Origin of the sequence: Nocardioides alcanivorans (assembly GCF_021555175.1) — a bacterium.
GTDB classification, from domain to species: domain Bacteria; phylum Actinomycetota; class Actinomycetes; order Propionibacteriales; family Nocardioidaceae; genus Nocardioides; species Nocardioides alcanivorans.
This window is the reverse complement of sequence record NZ_JAKGRW010000046.1, coordinates 1-17808: the sequence shown is the minus strand read 5'-3', so window position 1 is coordinate 17808 and position 17808 is coordinate 1. Positions and strand designations below refer to the sequence as shown.

The 17808-nt window shown below is 69.4% G+C and carries 19 protein-coding genes and 1 pseudogene; 15 read left to right on the top strand and 5 right to left on the bottom strand.

Annotated elements, in window-relative coordinates; genetic code table 11:
• Window positions 1–9: 9 nt before the first annotated feature.
• The 8 genes and pseudogenes from L1066_RS19620 (at window position 10) to L1066_RS19585 (ending at window position 7698) form a co-directional block, all read left to right on the top strand.
• Window positions 10–1641, top strand: a complete 1632-nt coding sequence (locus tag L1066_RS19620; RefSeq protein ID WP_235737875.1) for an amidohydrolase — start codon at window positions 10–12, stop codon at window positions 1639–1641.
• Between the two features lie 6 nt (window positions 1642–1647).
• Complete coding sequence (locus tag L1066_RS19615) at window positions 1648–2604, top strand: CobW family GTP-binding protein (RefSeq protein WP_235737874.1); 957 nt, start codon at window positions 1648–1650, stop codon at window positions 2602–2604.
• 179 nt (window positions 2605–2783) lie between these two features.
• On the top strand, window positions 2784–3521 hold the full coding sequence (locus tag L1066_RS19610) for an ABC transporter substrate-binding protein (RefSeq protein WP_235737873.1): 738 nt from the start codon (window positions 2784–2786) through the stop codon (window positions 3519–3521).
• Window positions 3497–3802, top strand: a complete 306-nt coding sequence (locus L1066_RS19605; RefSeq protein ID WP_235737872.1) for a TroA family protein — start codon at window positions 3497–3499, stop codon at window positions 3800–3802. The genes L1066_RS19610 and L1066_RS19605 overlap by 25 nt, the downstream gene beginning before the upstream one ends.
• A 13-nt stretch (window positions 3803–3815) precedes the next feature.
• A complete protein-coding gene (locus L1066_RS19600) occupies window positions 3816–4877 on the top strand; it encodes a putative F420-0 ABC transporter permease subunit (RefSeq protein WP_235737871.1) in 1062 nt (353 codons plus the stop codon).
• Window positions 4874–5464: pseudogene (locus tag L1066_RS19595) on the top strand (ABC transporter ATP-binding protein); the annotation flags it as partial. The gene L1066_RS19600 and the pseudogene L1066_RS19595, both read left to right, overlap by 4 nt.
• Before the next feature lie 204 nt (window positions 5465–5668).
• Window positions 5669–6172: a PH domain-containing protein gene (locus L1066_RS28030; protein WP_235737869.1), complete on the top strand. Its 504-nt coding sequence runs from the start codon at window positions 5669–5671 to the stop codon at window positions 6170–6172.
• Complete coding sequence (locus L1066_RS19585) at window positions 6169–7698, top strand: PH domain-containing protein (RefSeq protein ID WP_235737868.1); 1530 nt, start codon at window positions 6169–6171, stop codon at window positions 7696–7698. The genes L1066_RS28030 and L1066_RS19585 overlap by 4 nt, the downstream gene beginning before the upstream one ends.
• A gap of 56 nt (window positions 7699–7754) precedes the next feature.
• On the opposite strand, the gene L1066_RS19580 is transcribed toward L1066_RS19585, so the two are convergent.
• On the bottom strand, window positions 7755–9641 hold the full coding sequence (locus L1066_RS19580) for a CocE/NonD family hydrolase (RefSeq protein WP_235737867.1): 1887 nt from the start codon (window positions 9639–9641) through the stop codon (window positions 7755–7757).
• A gap of 61 nt (window positions 9642–9702) precedes the next feature.
• Here L1066_RS19580 and L1066_RS19575 point away from each other — a divergent pair, with 61 nt between their 5' ends.
• The 4 genes from L1066_RS19575 to L1066_RS19565 all read left to right on the top strand — a co-directional run bounded on the left by L1066_RS19575 (window position 9703) and on the right by L1066_RS19565 (window position 12134).
• Entirely contained in the window at window positions 9703–10494 is a 792-nt protein-coding gene (locus L1066_RS19575) for an exodeoxyribonuclease III (RefSeq protein ID WP_235737866.1), read from the top strand.
• Window positions 10495–10560: 66 nt separating this feature from the next.
• Window positions 10561–11319, top strand: coding sequence for a DNA recombination protein RmuC (locus tag L1066_RS27040; RefSeq protein WP_283095520.1), 759 nt, complete (start codon window positions 10561–10563; stop codon window positions 11317–11319).
• A complete protein-coding gene (locus tag L1066_RS27035; RefSeq protein ID WP_312008303.1) occupies window positions 11205–11636 on the top strand; it encodes a DNA recombination protein RmuC in 432 nt (143 codons plus the stop codon). The genes L1066_RS27040 and L1066_RS27035 overlap by 115 nt, the downstream gene beginning before the upstream one ends.
• 87 nt (window positions 11637–11723) lie before the next feature.
• The gene (locus tag L1066_RS19565; RefSeq protein ID WP_235737865.1) at window positions 11724–12134 is read left to right on the top strand and encodes a DUF6542 domain-containing protein; all 411 of its coding nucleotides are present in this window, start codon (window positions 11724–11726) and stop codon (window positions 12132–12134) included.
• A 10-nt stretch (window positions 12135–12144) separates the two neighbouring features.
• Here the strand turns inward: L1066_RS19565 and L1066_RS19560 are convergent, their stop codons facing one another.
• Window positions 12145–12768 carry an L-threonylcarbamoyladenylate synthase gene (locus tag L1066_RS19560; RefSeq protein WP_235737864.1) on the bottom strand — a complete coding sequence of 208 codons (624 nt, stop codon included), beginning with the start codon at window positions 12766–12768 and terminating at the stop codon, window positions 12145–12147.
• Between the two features lie 80 nt (window positions 12769–12848).
• Window positions 12849–13871 carry a 4-hydroxy-3-methylbut-2-enyl diphosphate reductase gene (locus L1066_RS19555; RefSeq protein ID WP_376707703.1) on the bottom strand — a complete coding sequence of 341 codons (1023 nt, stop codon included), beginning with the start codon at window positions 13869–13871 and terminating at the stop codon, window positions 12849–12851.
• Between the two features lie 55 nt (window positions 13872–13926).
• Here L1066_RS19555 and L1066_RS28025 point away from each other — a divergent pair, with 55 nt between their 5' ends.
• From L1066_RS28025 to L1066_RS19545, 3 genes are read left to right on the top strand one after another with little or no spacing between them, the layout of a single operon-like run.
• Window positions 13927–14490, top strand: coding sequence for an exodeoxyribonuclease VII large subunit (locus L1066_RS28025; protein WP_312008300.1), 564 nt, complete (start codon window positions 13927–13929; stop codon window positions 14488–14490).
• Window positions 14408–15187, top strand: a complete 780-nt coding sequence (gene xseA / locus L1066_RS28020; RefSeq protein ID WP_312008347.1) for an exodeoxyribonuclease VII large subunit — start codon at window positions 14408–14410, stop codon at window positions 15185–15187. Before L1066_RS28025 ends, xseA begins: the two co-directional genes overlap by 83 nt.
• Complete coding sequence (locus tag L1066_RS19545) at window positions 15180–15383, top strand: exodeoxyribonuclease VII small subunit (RefSeq protein ID WP_235737863.1); 204 nt, start codon at window positions 15180–15182, stop codon at window positions 15381–15383. Before xseA ends, L1066_RS19545 begins: the two co-directional genes overlap by 8 nt.
• A gap of 621 nt (window positions 15384–16004) precedes the next feature.
• Here the strand turns inward: L1066_RS19545 and L1066_RS19540 are convergent.
• Both L1066_RS19540 and L1066_RS19535 read right to left on the bottom strand, forming a co-directional pair.
• Window positions 16005–16907: an HNH endonuclease signature motif containing protein gene (locus L1066_RS19540; protein WP_235737862.1), complete on the bottom strand. Its 903-nt coding sequence runs from the start codon at window positions 16905–16907 to the stop codon at window positions 16005–16007.
• Window positions 16908–16915: 8 nt separating this feature from the next.
• Entirely contained in the window at window positions 16916–17596 is a 681-nt protein-coding gene (locus tag L1066_RS19535) for a hypothetical protein (RefSeq protein ID WP_235737861.1), read from the bottom strand.
• Window positions 17597–17808 lie beyond the last annotated feature (212 nt).

Below are 17808 nucleotides of genomic sequence, written 5' to 3'. Positions count from 1 at the left end.
GGAGCACGTGTGACCACGATCGTCTATCCCGCCCGCATGGTGCGCACCATGGACCCGAGCCGGCCGACTGCGGAGGCCATTGCCGTGCGCGGTGACCGGATCCGAGCGGTCGGCTCGTTGGACGAGCTGACGACGTACCCCGACACCGTCGTCGACGACCGCTACCGCGACCGGGTGCTGTTGCCCGGGTTCGTCGAGGCGCACGCCCACGTGCTGTCCGGTGGGATGTGGCGGCACACGTACGTCGGCTACTACGACCGCCGTGACCCGCACGGCGCGCTGTGGAGCGGATGCACCTCCCTGGACGCCCTGGTCGAGCGGCTGCGGGAGGCCGACCGCGCCATCGAGGATCCGGCCGAGCCGATGCTCGCCTGGGGGCTCGACCCGATCTACTTCGGCACCGAGCGCCTCGACCGGCGCCACCTCGACCAGGTGTCGACGACCAGACCCATCGTCGTGATGCATCAGTCGTTCCACCTGGCCAGCATCAACTCCGCCATGATCGCCGCCAACGGGATCGAGGAGATCACCTCGGTGCCCGGTGTGGTCCGCGACGGCGCCGGCCGAGCGACCGGCGAGTTGCAGGAGGTCGCCGCCATGAGCTTGGTGCGCACCATGCCACCGGTCATGAAGTCAGGCTTCGACGAGGAGGCGCTGCGGCTGTTGGGTCTCGACGCCCGCAACAACGGCGTCACCACGATCACCGACCTCGGCAGTGGCGAGCTGATGGTGGAGGAGTCGGTCGACGCCTTCCGCCGCGTGGTCGAGGGCGACGACTTCCCGGCCCGCCTGTCGGTCTTCCACATGGCGACCGCGGCCGGCGACCCGGCCGTCGCCGCCGCGCGGCTGCAGGAACTGCGGGCGACCTCCGGCCCCAAACTGCACCTGGGCCACGTGAAGATCATCCTCGACGGATCGATCCAGGGCTTCACCGCGCGGGTCAACGCACCGGGCTATCTCACTGGCGACGACAACGGCATCTGGGTGATGCCGCCGGAGACCTTCCACCAGCTCTTCCGCACCTTCCACGCGGCCGGCAGCACCATCCACGTGCACTGCAACGGCGACGAGGCGACCGAGTTGATGCTCGACACCGTCGAGCAGGTGCTCGCCGAGGTTCCGCGCTGGGACCACCGGCACACGATCACGCACGCGCAGATGACCACGCCGGCGCAGTACCGACGGGCGGCCGCACTCGGTCTCTGCGCCAACCTCTTCGCCAACCACCTCTGGTACTGGGGCGACCAGCACCATGACCTCATCCTTGGTCCCGACCGGGCGCGTCGCCTCAACTCAGCCGCGACGGCGCTTGCCGCCGGCGTGCCGATCTCATTGCACTGCGACGCCCCGGTGACGCCGATCAATCCGCTCGCCACGGCCTCCCACGCCGCCACCCGACTCACACCGTCCGGCCGGGTGCTCGGTGAGGCCGAGCGGATCTCGATGCCGCAGGCGTTGGAGGCAGTGACGCTCGGCGCGGCCTACATGCTCAAGCTCGACCACCTGGTCGGATCGCTGGAGCCGGGCAAGTACGCCGACCTCGCCGTGCTCGAGGTGGACCCGCTGACTGTCGACGACGTCGCGGTGCGGGACCTGCAGGTGTGCGGCACCGTCGTCGGCGGCAAGCACCACGGGAACTGAGCACCCATGACGGTGCCGATGCTGCTCCTCGGCGGCTACCTGGGAGCCGGGAAGACCACGCTGCTCAACGAGATCCTGGCGGCAGCCGACGGCGAGCGGGTGGCTCTCCTGGTCAACGACTTCGGCGCGGCCAACATCGACGCGGCGCTGGTGCGGGCACGGCGGGGTGACGACGTAGTCGAGCTCGCCAACGGTTGCGTCTGCTGCACCCTGGTCGACGGAATGGCGGCCAGCGTCGAGAAGCTCTCGACCCGGCTCGACGACTTCGACCGGCTGATCGTCGAGGTCAGCGGGGTCGGCGACCCACGCCAGGTGGCCGCATGGGCCGGTCATCCCGGCTTCCGTCCCGCCGGCGTCGTGGTCTGCGCCGACGTGCTGACGGTCCGCCAGCGGGCCACCGATCGGTGGGTCGGAGACACCGTGCGGCGCCAGCTCCGAGGGGCCGACCTGGTGCTCCTGACCAGGACGGACCTCGTCGACACCGACCGGGTCGGGGAGATCGAGCACTGGGTCCGCGGCATCGCGCCCGACGCCGAGGTTTCCGCTGACCGGCGCGACGTCGTACGCCGGATCCTGACGCAGGCAGTGCTCCCAGCAGTCGCGGTCGAGGCGGTCGAGCCGCCCACAGAGGGTCCGGAACCTGCCGACCACGTGACCTGGACCCTGACGTCCGCGGAGCCGGTCGATCTCGACGCAGTCACGGCAGCACTGGCCCATGTGGATCCGGCGGTGATCCGGATGAAGGGCGTCCTGCACACCCGCCAGACGCCGCACCGCCGTACCGTCCTCCAAGTCGCGGGCGGCCGGGCCGAGGTCGTGACCGAACCGATCGGTGCGGGGCAGACGGGCCGGGAGTCGACCTTGGTGGTGATCTGCGCTGCCGCCGAGGCGGGGAGACGTGAGGAGATCCTCGCCCCCTGGCTGGCTTTCCTGGAGCCCTTCTCCGCAGGGCCGGGCACGTAGTCGCCCGGTCTCAGCACGGTGCGGTTGCCGTGAGCTCGCGGGGTGGGGATATCGTGGACTCGATCCATCGGGCGGGACTTCGCCCGGTGACGCCAACCCCGGACTTGGGGCGGTTGATCCCACGCGGTCGAGTGTTTTCCGACTGCTCATCGATCCTGCCCACGAGAAGTCCGGAGCCCATGCGCCTTTCGCACCCCCACGCCCGTCCCGCCCGCCGCCTGCTCGCCGCTGCTGCGGTGGCTGCCCTTGCCTTGCCGCTGGTTGGCTGCGGGGCCGACGCCGACGAGCCGAACGACCAGGACACCCAGACCGCGGCCGGCTATCCCGTCACCGTCGACAACTGCGGCACCGAGGTCACCCTCCAGCGCCCGCCCGAGCGCGTGGTGACGATCAAGTCCACCTCCACCGAGTTGATGCTCGCCCTCGGTCTCGAGGACAACATCGTCGGCACCGCCTTCGCCGACGGCCCGGTGCCCGAGCAGTGGGCGGCCGCCGCCGAGGGTCTCGAGGTCATCTCCGACCAGGCCCCCAGCCAGGAGGTCGTGCTCGACGAGGAGCCCGACCTGGTCTTCGCCGGGTGGGAGTCCAACCTCGCTGCCGACACCGCCGGCGAGCGCGACACGCTGGCCAAGCTGGGCGTGAACTCCTACGTCTCGCCCGCCGCGTGCCAGGAGCCCGACTACCAGCCCGACAAGATGACCTTCGACCTGCTCTTCGACCAGTTCCGTGAGGCGGGACAGGTCCTCGGCGCCCCCGACGCCGCCGAGGAGCTGGTCAAGGAGCAGCAGGCCGCGCTCGCCGAGGTCGGCACCGCCGCCGACGGCACCACCGCACTGTGGTGGTCCTCGGGCGAGGACACCCCTTCGTCGGCGGCACCATCGGCGCTCCGCAGATGGTGCTCGACGCCGTCGGCCTGACCAACGTGGTCACCGAGGAGACGACCTGGACGTCGCTCGGTTGGGAAGCGATCATCGACGCCGATCCCGACGTGCTCGTGCTGGTCGACGCCACCTGGAACTCCGCCGACAACAAGATCAAGTCGCTCGAGTCCAACGCCGCGACGCGCGAGCTCACCGCCGTGAAGGAGAAGCGCTACCTCGTCGTCCCGTTCCCGGCGGGCGAGGCCGGCGTCCGCTCCGTCTCCGCCGCTGCCGACCTGGCCGACCAGTTCGCCGGTCTGGGACTCAGCCAGGACTGATGGGCCAGCCCTGATGACTGCCCCCACGATCGCCTCCGCGCGCACTCGCCCGGCTGCCCGCCGGGTGGGTACGACGACCCTCGTCGTGGCCACTCCCCTGCTGTTCGCGGCACTCGCCGTGTCGGTGGTGGTGGCCGTGACGATCGGTCCCGCTGACCTCACCACCGGTGAGGTCTGGCGATCGATCGGCAGTCATCTGGGCCTGGCCACCAGCGACCTCTCGGTGCTGCGCGACGGCATCGTGTGGGAGTTGCGCCTGCCGCGGGTGCTCACCGCAGCCGCGGTCGGCGCCGGCCTGGCGGTCAGTGGCGCGGTCATGCAGGCGCTGACCCGCAACCCGCTGGCCGACCCCTACCTGCTGGGGCTCTCCTCCGGCGCCAGCCTGGGCGCCGTACTCGTGCTGCTCACGGGACTCTCGGTCTCGCTGACCGGCGCAGCCTTCACCGGCGCGATGATCGCGATGGTCGGCACGCTGGTGCTCGCGAGGTCACTGGGCGTGATCACCCCCAGCCGCACCGTGCTCGCGGGCCTGGCGGTGTCATCGTTCTTCGGGGCGATCACCTCGCTCGTCGTCTTCTGGAACACCCAGGGCGACTCCTACCGCCAGATCCTCAACTGGCTGCTCGGCTCGCTCGCCGGTGCCGACTGGGACGCCGTGCAGGTCTCGTGCCTGACCCTGCTGATCATCGGCCTACCGGTGATCTTCTTCGGCCGGGTGCTCGACGCCTTCGCCTTCGGAGACACCGCCGCAGCGGCACTGGGCGTCAACGTCTCGCGGACCCGCTGGCTGCTGCTCGGCGGGACCGCGCTGCTGACCGGCGCCATGGTCAGCGTCAGTGGTTCGATCGGCTTCGTCGGCCTGGTGCTGCCCAACGCGGTGCGTCTGGTCGTCGGGTCGCGGCACCGGCTGCTGCTCCCCTACTCGGCGCTGGTCGGTGCGATCTTCATGATCTGGGTCGACACCGGGGCAAGGACGCTCTTCGAGCCGCGGGAGCTCCCGGTGGGCATCATCACCGTGCTGGTGGGCGCCCCGGTCTTCGTGCTGGTGCTCCTGCGCAACCGGGAGCGCGCATGACCCTCCAGGTCCACGCCATCACCGCCGACGTGGGCGGCGCTCGCATCCTCGACGAGGTCACCTTCGCCGCCCCGGTCGGTCAGGTCACCGCGCTCGTCGGCCCCAACGGCGCCGGCAAGTCGACACTGTTGCGGGTGCTCGCAGGCACCCAGAAGGCGACCCAGGGTGGCGTGAACTTCGAGGGCATCGACCTGCTCTCCATGCCGCGCAAGCAGCGCGCCCGCACACTCGCGCTGGTCGAGCAGGACGTGCACAGCGAGTTCTCGTTGACGGTGCGGCAGGCCGTCGAGCTCGGCCGTACGCCGCACCAGTCCGCCTTCTCGTGGGGCAACGAGCACGACGAGGCGGCCGTCGATGCGGCGATGCAGCGCGCCGACGCCCTCGAGTTCTCGCACCGCCAGCTCGGCACCCTCTCCGGAGGCGAGCGCCAACGCGTGCAGCTGGCCCGTGCCCTGGCCCAGGAGCCCCGGCTGCTCCTGCTCGACGAGCCCACCAACCACCTCGACGTACGCGCCCAGTTGCGCACCCTCTCGCTGCTGCGGGACCTGGCCGACACGGGCATCACCGTCGTCGCAGCCCTGCACGACCTCAACCTGGCCGCCGAGTTCTGTGACCACGTCGTCGTGCTCACCGGCGGGCGGATCGCAGCCTGCGGTGAGACCACCGCAACCTTGAGCGCGGAACTGATCGGGACGACGTACGGTGTCAGCGCGGACGTGCTGACCCACCCACGGTCCGGGCGGCCGCTGATCGCCTTCTCCCGCTGAGGCCCGGGCTGACAGGATGGGCGGGTGAGTGACTCCGAGCTGCCCGTCCCGCTGCGCGAACCGGCCAACCACGTCTCGCTCGACGCAGTGCGGATGTGGCGGACCACCAGCTGGCTGACCGTCATCGTCACCCTCGTCATCGCGGTGGTGCTCTTCTTCGTGCTGCCGAGCTGGCCGTGGTGGGCGACGGTGGTCGCCGTCGTGATCATCGTGCCCGAGATGGTCGAGGCGATCGTGATGCCACGTCTGCGCTACCGATTCCACCGCTGGGAGGTGACCGACGAGGCGATCTGCACGCGCACCGGTTGGATCACCACCGAGTTGCGCATCGCGCCCCTCAACCGGGTCCAGACCGTCGACTCCAACCAGGGGCCGATCATGCGGCTCTTCGGGTTGGCCGAGGTCACCGTGACCACCGCGTCCGCCGCTGGCCCGGTCTCCATCGAGGGGCTCGACGCCGAGGAGGCCAAGGCCGTCGTCGCCCGGCTGACCTCGATCACCGCTGCCTCCGAGAGTGACGCCACGTGAGCGACGAGCAGCCCGGGGCCGTGCCTCCGCCTGACGAACCCGCGTGGGAGCGCCTCGATGCCCGGATGCTGCTGCTCGGCCCGGTCCGGGCCGTCGGCGGCTTTCTCGTGCCGGCCGTCATCGCCGCGGTCGGGATCGGCAGCCAGAGTGGTCGGCACGGCGTGATCATCGCGGCCGTCACGCTGGTCGTCTCCATCGTGGTCGGCACGCTGCCATGGCTGACCACGACCTACCGCATCACCAGCTCTGCACTCGTGATCCGCAAGGGCGTGCTCAATCGGCAGACCCTGACCGCACCGCTCGACCGGATCCGCTCCGTCGATCTCGAGGCCACCTTGCTGCACCGGCTGCTGGCGCTGCGCAAGGTGGAGGTGGGCACCGGTGTCGACGACGGCGGCATCGAACTCGACTCCCTGAGGGCAGGCCGCGCGGAAGCGCTGCACCAACACCTGTTGGCGTTGGGCACCCGACGCGCCGCCCCGCTCACTGCCGACGTGGTCGATGACACCTTGCCGGCATCGGAGGCCGGCACAGGGCAGCCTGCGATGCAACGCGAACCCCAACAGCCAGCCCGCGTGCTGGCCACCTTCGACCCGAGTTGGGTCCGCTTCGCACCCTTCAGCCTGGCGCCGCTGGCCATTGCCGGAGTCGCCATCGGTGCGGCGAGCCAACTGGACCTGCCCTTCGGCTCCACCGGCGAGGCCGTGTGGGACTGGCTCGTGCGCCTCTCGCTCATCGCTCTCGTGCTCCTGCTCGTGATCGGTGGCCTCGCGCTCTGGTGCGCCATCACGATGCTCGGCTACGTCGTGCAGTGGTGGAACCTGCGCCTGGCCCGAGAGGACGGCAACCTCCGGCTCACCCGCGGCCTGCTCACCACGAGCTCGACCACCGTGGAGGAGGCCCGGATCCGCGGCATCGAGCTCAAGGAGCCGGTGCTGCTGCGCGCCGTGCAAGGGGCCAAGTTGAATGCCCTCGTCACCGGCCTCGACGACGGCACCTATGGGGTGCTTCCCCAGGTGCCGCTCGGCGTCGCCCGCGACATCGCCGGAGCCATCCTCGAACCCGATCCGGCAGCCCCGCAGACCCTCACCCTGCAGCCCCATGGCCGGGCCGCGCGGCGTCGCGCGCTGCTTCGAGGAGTACGGGGCTGGGCCACCCTCGTCGGCGTCGCGGCGGTCACGTTGTGGTGGTTCGACCGGCTGAGCTGGCAGTGGGGCGTGGTTGCGGTCGTCGTCGCCCTCGGGTGGGGGCTCTTCACCGGATCACAGGCGTATCGCAATCTCGGCCACGCACTCACCGACCAGCATCTGGTGGTCGGTGGTGCCTCGCTGACCCGCACCCGATGGGTGCTGGAACGCGACGGCGTCATCGGGTGGGTCCTCACGGCCAACTGGTTCCAGCGACGGGTGGGCGTGGTGACACTGACCGCCACCACGGCCGCAGGCTCCGAGTCGGTCGACCTGGTCGACGTACCCCGGCCCGAGGCCGAGGCCATCGTCCGTGCCGTCACCCCCGTCTGGCCCTGACCTCGAAGACGCCCGCGTCGCAGCCGAGAGCGCTCAGGTCCTGCCCCCGGCGGGGCTCAACCCACGGTCAGGTTCAGCGTGCTTCCCGGTTTGATCCGGTAGACCCCGCCGAGCAACTCGAGCAACTTCATCGGCGGTGGCAACAGGTGTGGGGTGTCGCCGGTCTTCACCTTGAGCCGGAGCCGGTGCCCGGCCGGCACGGTGACGAAGGACGAGCGGATCTCGATGTCGTAGCGGGTGACCTGCCCGACGGGCACCTTCTGCGCCGACGCCTTGGTGAGCGGGTGGTAAGGCATGATCCAGTCGTCACCGGCGGCCCAACTGCGTTCACTGTCGATGGCCCGCAGCGACCCGAGCTGCGCCCCGCCCGTGATCAGTTGCTGGGTGCCGTCGGGAGCCACGTCATAGACCTCGGTGACGAACATCGTCTCGGTCTTGTTGGAGGTGGCGTTGAGGGTCAGCGACATCGGGCCCGAGAGCCGGAGCGGTTCCTCGAGAGGTGCGGTGTCCCAGGTGGCGTCGCCCGGCTGCAGTGCGTCGAGCAGCCCCTGCAGACCCGCCTGTCCGTGACAGAACTCGACGAACGCGCGCAGTGCTCCGGCACCCCACTGGTTGATCGACTGCGAGCACGCCAGCGAGATGCCCTTGAACCAGACCTTCTGGTTGTCCCCGGCCTGCGCGGCAGCGGTGAGCTGTTTGCCCGGTGACAGGTGCAGCCGCTCCACCCGCGCCTGCTCCGACGGGAAGGCAGCCATGCGATAGCTGCTGCCATCGGCCTCAAGCACTTCGAAGGGCTCGTCGGTGTCGGTGATGCCGGTGTCCGCGCCCTTGAGCCAGTGGTCGAACCACGCCAGCTTGATGCGGTCGAGATCGATCCCCGCGCCCTGGTTGCCGTGGTCCCACGGCCCCCACAGGAGCTGGTAGTCGCCGGTGACCTCCTGGTCGGGCCGCATCGGCGCGGTCACCGGCCGCCCGGCCCACGCGTTCTGCAGTCCGCTGTAGAGCAGCGGCTCGCCACGCTGGAAGACGTCGTACTGGCCACCCACCACGAAGGCCGCCACCCCGTTGTCGACCACCTGCTGCAGCACGCGCTGCGGAGCCCGCTCCTGCCAGTAGTCGGAGTCGTGGACGCGGCCCTGCTGCAACAGCACGTCCAGCCCGGTGGTGAGCTCGAACGGGATTCCTGCCAGCCCGTGCTCGATCGCCAGGCGCAGCGCATCGATCGGGTCGGACATGCGCTCCGCCAGCGGGGTGAACGTGCGCAGCCCGAAGTAGCCGGCGATGAGACCGAGCGACGACTCCATGTTGACCACACCACCGCTGACGAAGAGATCGCGGTAGGGGTCAGCAGCCGTGAAGACCGGGAAGATCGCCTTGAGCGGCGAGTCGGGCCCGACCTCGGAGGCGGTGAAGACCTGGTCGATGCCCAGGTAGGAGAAGCCCGTCGCACCCACCTTGCCGGTGCTGTTGGGCAGTTGCGCTGCGAAGTCGACCAGTTCGGCGCCGTCCTCGGCCTCCACCTGGCCGAAGAGCTGCGACTGTCCCTCGGAACCACCCGTGCCGCCGACGTCGACGGTCAGATAGATGTAACCGCGCTCCACCAGGTAGTCGCTCACCTGCCCGTCCAGCGACTTCCCGTAGGGCGTCTGCACGAGGATCACCGGGAACGGCCCGGGCGCCGCCTCACCCGTCTCGGGATCGGCCGGTGCGTGCACCGCACCCCGCAGCACCCGCCCGTCGCGCATCGTGATCGGGATGTCGGTGGTGACCACCTTTGCGTACGTCGCCGGGCCCGGCTCCCAGTCGGCGGCGGATGCGGGAGCCGCGGTTCGTCGTACGTCGGGTGGCGCGGTGGCGTTCGCTGCCGCGGGCAGCAGCAGCGCCAGCAGCGCGAGCAGGATGGTGACGCCGTTCAGCCCGGAAGTGGGGCGATCGTTCCACATGCCAGTGCTCAACGAGAGGACGTGACGCGGGTTACACGAGCCCACCTCGTAGGGTCGAGGCGTGCGCATCGCGACCTGGAACGTCAACTCACTCCGCAGCCGTATCGACCGGGTCGAGGCGCTGCTCACGCGTCACGACATCGACGTGCTGGCACTGCAGGAGACCAAGGCCCGCGAGGACCAGCTGCCGATCATGGGGCTGCAGTCACTGGGCTACGAGATCGCCGCTGCCGGCTACAGCCAGTGGAACGGCGTCGCGCTGATCAGCCGGGTCGGCCTGGCCGACGTGCAGATCGGCTTCAACGAGATGCCCGGCTACGGCGATCCACTCGCTGCCGAGGCGCGGGCGATCGGTGCCGTGTGCGGCGGCGTACGCATCTGGTCGCTCTACGTGCCCAACGGCCGCAAGATCGACGACCCGCACTATGCCTACAAGCTCGACTGGCTGGCCCGGCTCCGCGCCCACGCGCAGGACTGGCTCGGCGAGGACACCGCACTGGTCGGCGACTGGAACATCGCCCCCGAGGACGGCGACGTCTTCGACATCGCCCAGTTCAAGAACTCCACCCACGTCACCGAGCCGGAGCGCGCCGCCTTCCGTGGCTTCCTCGACGACGGCTACGTCGACGTGGCGCGGCCCCACACGCCGCACCCCGACGGCTACACCTACTTCGACTACTACCGGCAGCGCTTCGAGCGCAACCGGGGGATGCGGATCGACTTCGTGCTCGGCTCCCCCACCCTTGCGAACCGGGTCACCCATGCCTTCATCGACCGCGACGAACGTGACCCTGCGCGGTTCGAGGGCAAGCCGAGCGACCACGCCCCAGTCATCGTCGACCTCTCCGACTGACCCCTCCCTCGGACCTGCACGTCCTGCGGGCCGCCACTCTGTCGGGGGTTGGTGCATGGTGGCGCCATGGAGACCGCACAACTGTTGATCGGACTGGTCGTGGGCCTCGCCGTCGGCGCGGCCCTGGGTTGGCTGGCCGCGTCACTGCGCCACGGGCGCGAGACCCTCGGTGGTGGCGTCGCGACCGAGGCGCTCGCCGAGAAGGTCAACCGCGACGCCGACCTCAACGCCGGGCTGAAGCGCCTGCAGGAGCAGATGACCGCGCTGTCGCACGACCGCGCCCAGTGGCAGGGGCAGTTGCGACAACAGGTCGAGGAGGTGCGCGTCAGCGCCACCGACCTGCGCCGCGAGACCACCGCGCTGGGCACCGCCCTGCGCCGCCCACAGGTGCGGGGCCGGTGGGGCGAGATGCAGTTGCGTCGCGCCGTGGAGCTGGCGGGGATGGTGGAGCACTGCGACTTCACCGAGCAGTTGAGCGTGACCACCGACGAGGGGGTGCTGCGCCCCGACATGGTGGTGCACCTTGCCGGGGGCCGCCAGGTGGTGGTCGACAGCAAGGTGCCGCTCGACGCCTTCCTCGACGTCACCGCGACCGACGATCCCGACGAGGCGCGCCACCACCTCGGCCGCCACGCTGCGCAGGTGCGTCAGCACGTCGACCAGCTGTCTGCGAAGAAGTACTGGCGAGCCGTCGACCTCTCCCTGACTTCGTGGTGCTCTACCTGCCCGGCGAAGGCTTCCTCTCCGCGGCACTCGAGGGAGACCGTGGCCTGCTCGAGCACGCTGCCACCCGCAATGTCGTGCTCGCCACCCCCACCACGCTGATCGCCCTGCTGCGCACGGTGGCACTGGGGTGGTCCCAGGCCCAGGTCGCCGAACGAGCACAGGAGATCCATGAGCTCGGCCGCGATCTCCATGCCCGTCTCGGCGTGATGGGTAGCCATCTCGACAAGCTCGGGCGCTCCCTCAGGGGGTCGGTGGAGGCCTACAACTCAACGGTCGGCTCCCTGGAGAGTCGGGTGCTGGTGACGGCCCGCAACCTCGAAGACCTCGGCGCCGGCGACGGCGAGATCACCGCCCCTGAACCGGTGCTCGTCGAGCCCCGAGCCCTGACCGCCGACGAGCTCCGTCAGACCGGCTGACGCGAGGCGACGATGACTGGTCGAAATGTCCGCATGACCTGCAGCGACATCCCCCACCGACACCCTGTTGGGCCTAGGTTTGATCCCGTGGCCCGCGCACGCACGATCTGGGAGGAAGGCGACGAACCGGCAAGGTCCGTCGCCACGCTCGGCGTCGCTGTTGCGGTCAGCCTGCTCCTGGTCGATCTCCTCGTCACGAGCTCCGTCAGCGTGCTCTTCGACATCGGCTTCGTGCTGCTCTGCATCATCTTGGCGCTGCGGGTCCGGCGTGATGATTTCACCCTCGTAGGGGTGCTGCCTCCGGCGCTGATGGTCGGCACCTTCTGGCTCCACGCGCTCTTCGTCACCGACGAGAGCACTGCTCAGGCACTGATCCGCACGCTCAGCGAACACGTCGGTGCCCTGGTCGCCGGTTACGTGTTGTTCTTGGGGCTCCTGTGGGTGCGCCACGAGTTCCTGCGCCGTCGACGACGCGACCCACGCCAGCCGGTCGGCTGACCGCCCTGGCTCACTCCTCGAAGCGGCTGGGGTCACCGGCGCCCACGCGCATGACCTCCGGCACCTTCTCCGAGAGATCGACCACGGTGGTGGGCGTCGCCGTGACCTCACCTGCCTCGACGACGATGTCGACCTGGTGATCGAGCTCTTCCTTGATCTCCCAGCCCATCGTGCGCGGCTCGGTCTCACCGGGCAGGATCAACGTGCTGGTGAGCATCGGCTCGCCCAGCTCCTCGAGGATCGCCTGCACCAGCGGGGTCTCCGGGATCCGCACTCCAACGGTCTTCTTCTTGGCGTGCATCAGGCGACGCGGGACCTCGCGCGTGGCGGGGAGGATGAACGTGTAGGGCCCCGGCGTGCACGCCTTGATCGAACGGAACGACGCGTTGTCGACGTGCACGAAGTGGCCCAGCTGCGCGAAGTCGCGGCACATCAGCGTGAAGTGGTGCTTCTCGTCGAGGTCGCGGATCCTCAGGATCCGGTCGCGACCGTCCCTGTTGCCGAGCTGTGCACCGAGGGCGTAGCCGGAATCAGTCGGGTAGGCGATCAACTGGTCGTCGCGCAGCGCCTCGACGAGTTGCGCGACCAACCTCGGCTGCGGGTTGTCCGGGTGGATGTCGAGATAGCGAGCCATGCACTCACCCTACTGGCCGCGCCGTCGCACAGCGGCGCAACAAGCGCTACCTCGTCGCGCCACCAGTGCGACCTCGCGGGTCAGACCTTGGCTGCAGCCTTCTCCGCGGCGCGGATGTCGCGTCGCAACTCCGGCGGCAGGGCGAAGATGAGGGACTCCTCGGCGGAGTGGACGGCGCGCGCATCGGGGTAGCCACGCTCGGCGAGGAAGGCCAGCACACCCTGGACGAGGTCCTCGGGGACCGAAGCACCCGAGGTGACGCTCACGTTCGCGACCCCATCGAGCCACGCCTCGTCGATCTCGGAGGCGTCGTCGACGCGGTAGGCGGACCGGGCACCGGCCTCGAGCGCGACCTCGGCGAGCCGTACCGAGTTGGAGGAGTTGGCGGAGCCGACCACGATGACCAGGTCGGCCTGCGGGCTGATCTCCTTCACCGCCATCTGCCGGTTCTGCGTGGCGTAGCAGATGTCGTCGCTGGGCGGGTCGAGCAGAGCCGGGAAGCGCTCCCGGATCGCGGCGACGGTCGTCATCGTCTCGTCGACGGACAGCGTCGTCTGGGAGAGCCAGGCGACCCGCTCCGGGTCGCGTACCACGATGTTGGCGACGTCCTCGGGCCCCTGAACCAACTGGATGTGCTCGGGCGCCTCACCTGCAGTGCCCTCGACCTCCTCATGGCCCTCGTGGCCGATGAGGAGGATGTCGTAGTCCTCCGCTGCGAAGCGCTTGGCCTCGTGGTGCACCTTGGTGACCAGCGGACAGGTGGCGTCGATCGTCTTCAGTCCGCGCTCGGTGGCCTCGGCGTGCACCGCCGGGGAGACTCCGTGGGCGGAGAAGACGACCGTCTCGCCGGGCGGGACCTCGTCGAGCTCCTCCACGAAGATCGCGCCGCGCGACTCCAGGTTGGCCACCACGTGCTTGTTGTGCACGATCTGCTTGCGCACGTACACGGGCGCACCATAGAGGTCGAGTGCCTTCTCGACGGTGATCACAGCGCGGTCGACGCCGGCGCAGTATCCCCGCGGGGCGGCAAGGAGCACCGCCCGCTCGGCCTCGTCGGGGCTGAGCACAGCAGGCATCGCGAGGTCCACGTTGTCGCCAGTCATGCCCTCACTCTATCGGCGCACCGAAGTGTCGGTACGGCGCAGTAGGGTCTGGCGCATGCCATCGCTTCGAGACGCCACAGCCGACGCCCCGGCCCCGGTGCGTGCGGTCGCGCAGGCGGTGGCCGGATACATCGACAAACTCGGCACCGTGTGGGTCGAGGGCCAGATCGCCCAGGTCAGTCGTCGTCCCACGACCCGCACGGTCTTCATCACCCTGCGCGACACCGTGGCCGACCTCTCCGTCTCGGTCACCTGCGCCCGTCACGTCTTCGACAGCCTCAATCCACCGTTGGTCGAGGGCGCCAGCGTGGTGGTCCATGCCAAGCCCACGTTCTATGCCGGCCGTGGCACGTTCTCCTTGCAGGCCCGCGAGATTCGCCTCGTCGGCCTCGGCGAGCTGCTGGCACGGCTCGAGCGACGCCGACAGTTGCTGGCGGCCGAGGGCCTCTTCGCCGCTGAGCTCAAGCGGGGGCTCCCTTCCTCCCCAGACCATCGGTCTGGTCACTGCGCCGGGCTCCGACGCCGAGCGCGACGTCCTGGAAAACGCGAAGCGCCGCTGGCCGGCGGCCAGATTCCGCGTCGCGGCCGCTCGCATGCAGGGCACATACGCCGCTCGTGAGGTCATGGAGGCGCTCGAGGTGCTCGAGCGTGACGCCGAGGTCGACGTGATCGTGGTTGCGCGCGGTGGCGGTTCGGTCGAAGACCTGCTGCCGTTCTCCGACGAGGCGGTCGTGAGAGCGGTTCACGCGATGCGCACCCCGGTGGTCTCCGCCATCGGCCACGAAGCAGACCAACCGTTGCTCGACCTCGTCGCCGACGTCCGGGCCTCCACCCCGACCGACGCCGCCCGGCGGATCGTGCCCGATCTCGCGGAGGAACAGCACCGACTCGACGTGGGCCTCGGTCGCCTGCGCCAGGCGCTGGGCAGCTGGCTCGACCGCGAGCAACATCGGCTGACGACGCTGCGCACCCGTCCTGCGATGGCCGATCCACGCCACCTGCTCGATGCCCGCAGCGACGAGGTGCAGCAACTGAAGCAACGCGCGCGACGTACCCTGCGCCATCGCTTGGATCGGGCCGGGGACGACGTGCACCATGCCGCCGCCCGGGTCGCCGCTCTTTCCCCTCTCGCCACCTTGCAACGCGGCTATGCCGTGCTCCAGGACGCCGATGGCCATGTCGTCACCTCGATCGACGAGGTCACCACCGGAGCGGCGGTCTCCGTGCGGGTGGCCGACGGTCGGGTGGGCGCCACCGTCGACACCCTCACCGCCCTGACCCCTGTCGTGCCCGACCCGGAGGAAACCGATGACTGAGCAGCAGTCCCCCAGCTACGAGGAGGCCCGCGAAGAGCTGGTAGCCGTCGTGACCAAGCTGGAGGCCGGTGGCACCACGCTCGAGGAGTCGCTAGCACTGTGGGAGCGCGGTGAGAAGCTGGCGCGGCAATGCCAAGCGTGGCTCGACGGCGCCCGCGAGCGACTCGACGCCGTGGTCGAGGCAGACCAGGACTGACCGCCCCACTCCTCTCACCGCCCCGCCGCGTCGGGCGCCCTTTGCAACCCCGGCTCCCCGGGTGATCGAGCCTGTACATCGTTGGCCGAGCCCGTACGTCGTTGCTCGAGCCTGTATGCCGGTGGTCGAGCTTGTACCCCGTTGGTCGAGCTTGTCGAGACCTTGCTCGTGGGTGTCGAGACCCCGCCCCGGGCCGTGCCGTCCGGGGCAACCTCCCTCGCTGGGGCGGCGCGTCGTGCGCACGGTTCTTCGTGTTGGTTGCGTCGGGCGGGCGCCCGCCGCGGCCAAGCCCCTTGACGCTCCGTCGGCAACCCCGGACGTCCCACCCCGGCCCCATGCTCGTTGGTCGGGCCTGTATGCCGGTGGTCGAGCCTGTACCCCGTTGGTCGAGCCTGTCGAGACCTTTCCCCGCGGGTCAGAGCTGGTCTCGACAGGCTCGACCACCGGGATCCTGTTCGCGAGCCCACGGCATCCCCGCCGGTCGAGTCCGTACGTCGTTGGTCGAGCTTGTCGAGACCTCTCCCAGGCTGGTGGCGTGCCTGTGCCCCGGGAGAGCGTGTGTTCTCCCGGGGTGGGCGGGTGGTGCATTGTTCGGCAGGCTCTGCTTGTGGTGGGTGGTGCTCAGTGGCTCTCGCTGATGTCGTGGGTGCCGTGGGGTGTGACCAGCCAGGTCCTGCCGTGCTGGCTGGTCCAGATATACGTTCCGTCCCTGGCTCGTCGGTAACGCCACCTACCGTGGGTTTTCATGAGGTGGTGACGTCGACACAACGGCGCCAGGTTCTCGGGCCGGGTTTGCCCGGGTGGACCACCCTCACCAAGTGGTTGGTAGGGGTCGATGTGGTCGAGATCGGCGTCCCAGCTGGAGCGTTCACAGTTGGGATACACACAATGTGGGTCACGCAACCGGACCAGGGTGTCCATCCATTCGGGTGGATCATGACGATCCACCGCATCGGTCCTGTTCAAATCCACCACCGGGGTGACGGTCGCAAGCGAACCGTGACGGGCCAACCAGTCGCGTAGCTGGGTGGTGAGGACCTGCCCGAGCCGGTCGGTGGACGTGATGCCGTCGCTGTTGAGGCCGAGTTCGTGGGGGTCGAGGCCGAGGGCGAACAGGTCGGCGAGGTTGACGTGGGTCATCACCCGCAACCCACGACGCCGTCCGAACGGCCCCGGTGTCGTCACCAACCGACCCGGCTTCACCCCGATCCCCGGGTTGCCCAGCACCGGCTCGCCACCCACTGCCGCAGCGTCGGAGGAGGTGCTGCCGGTACCGGTGCTGGCATCGGTGCTGCCGCCGGTACCGATGCCGGTGCTGTCGCTTCCGTCGGTGCCGTCGGTGCTGCTGCCGGTGCCGTTCTCGCTGTCGCCGGCGGTGCTGTCGGTGGTGGCGTTGGTGTAGTTGAGTGTGGGTTGGTCGGTGTCGTCGGTGAGCCGCCCGATCGCCTTCGCACGACGCTGGTTCACGTCGTCGGTGTCACCCAGACGCCGCATCGTCTCGGCCTCGGCGGACAACAAGTCCATGAACCGGGTCAGATCCAGCGAGTCGCCGACGGCCTGCAGCTCCGAAGTACCAGCAACACCGCCGGCTCCTTCTTCGTGTCCGGCTTGGGGTGGTGCAACCACACACCCCAATCAGCCTTTCCCTTCGGCGTGGTGGGGTCTTTGACCAGTTCGGGGTGGAACTTGGCGATCGCCATCGCCAACCACTTCTCGATGGTGGGCCAGCCGGTGAGGCCGGTCGCGGCGAGGTGGTCGTCGAACCAGCGTGCCGCCTCATACGACAACTTCCTCGTGAGCAGTGCGACACGGCGGGCGTTCCACCCCGGCACCTCCAGGGCCTCGACCTTCGCCCACAAGTGGGGCAGCCGGTGCACCAGGTCCAGGGCGTCGGCGACCAACGCGAACCCAGCAGCACGCGACATCCCACCTGATGCGGCGAGCTCCTCGACCGCGAACAACGCGACATCAGGGGTGCCGTCACCCGAGATCGCCTGTTCACAGTCGGAGGGAAACAGCGTTTCGTCACCCACCACCGCCTTCGGCTTGTCAGGGGACGGTGGGTGCATGATCGCCCACTGGTAGGCGAGGCGGAGTTTGCTGCGGATTGCTTTCAGCTCGACGATCCGGTTCTCGGCGAGGAAGCCGAGCAGGGTCCCGCCATCGAGGTCAGAGACCTCGTAGGGCTGGTGACGGGCGTCGATTTCGATCATGGAACCAGTCCAACATTTGGCTCCGACACAACACGGGGCACCGGGACTCAGGCTGTGGACAACCACCGGCCGCACTGCCGGGACGAGGTCTCGACAAGCTCGACCACCGGAGTACAGGCTCGACCAACGGGGTGGGCGGGCGGCTGGGTCTCGACAAGCTCGACCAGCGGGGTGGGCGGGGCGAGGTGGTCTCGACAAGCTCGACCAACGGG

Bases quoted from the DNA above. Each gene is read 5' to 3' on its own strand.
- L1066_RS19615 (WP_235737874.1), top strand. From the start codon at position 1,648: ATGACGGTGCCGATGCTGCTCCTCGGCGGCTACCTGGGAGCCGGGAAG.
- L1066_RS19610 (WP_235737873.1), top strand. From the start codon at position 2,784: ATGCGCCTTTCGCACCCCCACGCCCGTCCCGCCCGCCGCCTGCTCGCC.
- L1066_RS19605 (WP_235737872.1), top strand. From the start codon at position 3,497: ATGGTGCTCGACGCCGTCGGCCTGACCAACGTGGTCACCGAGGAGACG.
- L1066_RS19600 (WP_235737871.1), top strand. From the start codon at position 3,816: ATGACTGCCCCCACGATCGCCTCCGCGCGCACTCGCCCGGCTGCCCGC.
- L1066_RS19580 (WP_235737867.1), bottom strand. From the start codon at position 9,641: ATGTGGAACGATCGCCCCACTTCCGGGCTGAACGGCGTCACCATCCTG.
- L1066_RS27040 (WP_283095520.1), top strand. From the start codon at position 10,561: ATGGAGACCGCACAACTGTTGATCGGACTGGTCGTGGGCCTCGCCGTC.
- L1066_RS19560 (WP_235737864.1), bottom strand. From the start codon at position 12,768: ATGGCTCGCTATCTCGACATCCACCCGGACAACCCGCAGCCGAGGTTG.
- L1066_RS19555 (WP_376707703.1), bottom strand. From the start codon at position 13,871: ATGACTGGCGACAACGTGGACCTCGCGATGCCTGCTGTGCTCAGCCCC.
- L1066_RS28025 (WP_312008300.1), top strand. From the start codon at position 13,927: ATGCCATCGCTTCGAGACGCCACAGCCGACGCCCCGGCCCCGGTGCGT.
- L1066_RS19545 (WP_235737863.1), top strand. From the start codon at position 15,180: ATGACTGAGCAGCAGTCCCCCAGCTACGAGGAGGCCCGCGAAGAGCTG.
- L1066_RS19540 (WP_235737862.1), bottom strand. From the start codon at position 16,907: ATGGACTTGTTGTCCGCCGAGGCCGAGACGATGCGGCGTCTGGGTGAC.
- L1066_RS19535 (WP_235737861.1), bottom strand. From the start codon at position 17,596: ATGATCGAAATCGACGCCCGTCACCAGCCCTACGAGGTCTCTGACCTC.